The organism is Pseudomonas sp. HMSC063H08, from assembly GCF_001813645.1.
GTDB lineage: Bacteria > Pseudomonadota > Gammaproteobacteria > Pseudomonadales > Pseudomonadaceae > Pseudomonas > Pseudomonas aeruginosa.
Window position 1 is genome coordinate 134,324 of sequence record NZ_KV813415.1, and the last position, 1,423, is coordinate 135,746.

A 1,423-nucleotide genomic window follows, 5' to 3' on the forward strand; every position below is an offset into this window, starting at 1 on the left:
TTCACCGATCACGTCTTCGCCCTGATGCACCTCCTGGGCTTCCGCTTCGCGCCGCGCATCCGCGACCTGGGCGACACCAAGCTCTACATCCCGAAGGGCGACGCCGCCTATGACGCGCTGAAACCCATGATCGGCGGCACGCTCAACATCAAGCACGTCCGCGCCCATTGGGACGAAATCCTGCGGCTGGCCACCTCGATCAAGCAGGGCACGGTGACGGCCTCCCTGATGCTCCGAAAGCTCGGCAGCTACCCACGCCAGAACGGCCTGGCCGTGGCGCTCCGCGAGCTAGGCCGCATCGAGCGCACGCTGTTCATCCTGGACTGGCTGCAAAGCGTGGAACTGCGCCGCCGCGTGCATGCCGGCCTGAACAAGGGCGAGGCGCGCAATGCGCTGGCCAGGGCAGTGTTTTTCAACCGCCTGGGTGAAATCCGCGACCGCAGTTTCGAGCAGCAGCGCTACCGGGCTAGCGGCCTCAATCTGGTAACGGCTGCCGTCGTGTTGTGGAACACGGTCTATCTGGAACGGGCTGCGCACGCGCTGCGTGGCAACGGCCATGCCGTTGATGACGCGCTGTTGCAGTACCTGTCGCCGCTCGGTTGGGAGCACATCAACCTCACCGGCGATTACCTCTGGCGCAGCAGCGCCAAGATCGGCGCGGGCAAGTTCAGGCCGCTACGACCGCTGCAACCGGCTTAGCGTGCTTTATTTTCCGTTTTCTGAGGCGACCCCTAGTGGCCTCTCGGCAAAACCAGCCTGTCGTAGAGCTTGTCCATAACATCCCCCTGAACAATGCGTGCCATAGGTTTTGGGCATATGGGCCAATCATTGCTCCCAGCATTGTTGTCGTACTGGCCAGCCTCATTCTCTCACAGCCGGTCCAAACCAGTGCCCAGACGAGGATGCCAGGCTGCTAACGGCTAGCGGGGGCGCAATACCCAGACGTGCGAAACAAGTCTGACAGGGAGGGGAAGCCTCAAGTCACAGGGAGCAGCCTAGCTGCCGCTCTAGGACGGTCTTTATAGTCAATTATAGAGTGATTATAGAATCATTCATTCCGGCTGCCTGATTTGCCGCGACCGGTTCAACTGAAGGATCTTCTGAGGTTGTTAATCGACCTCATTCCTAAGCATCAGGGAACTGTTTGTTCCTACACCTGTAACCCACGTCGGCACCAACCATGTTTTCCTCGCCGTGTAGCAGCGATCGACCTGGGTGACACACGTCAGAATCGCCGCATCGCGATACCCATGTGGTTTTTTAAAATTGTGATATTAATCATATGGATAGAGGGGAAGTGAGTGAATTTTCCCCTTATCTCGGCATGACCCCTATAGCTGGACTTGCTCACGCCTGCGGCCTCGTATACCTGCTGTTGCGTCAAGCCTCGGGCGGCTGTCGGCGTGGCCGGGCCGGGCGAGGC

Annotated in this window: 1 protein-coding gene and 1 pseudogene; one reads left to right on the forward strand and one right to left on the reverse strand. The window is 59.5% G+C overall.

What is annotated here, in order from left to right; genetic code table 11:
- Positions 1-699: Tn3 family transposase (locus HMPREF2924_RS10635; RefSeq protein ID WP_141765531.1), on the forward strand; the 699-nt coding region annotated here is incomplete at its 5' end.
- Between the two features lie 526 nt (positions 700-1,225).
- Here the strand turns inward: HMPREF2924_RS10635 and HMPREF2924_RS36200 are convergent.
- Positions 1,226-1,423, reverse strand: a pseudogene (locus tag HMPREF2924_RS36200) (hypothetical protein); the annotation flags it as partial.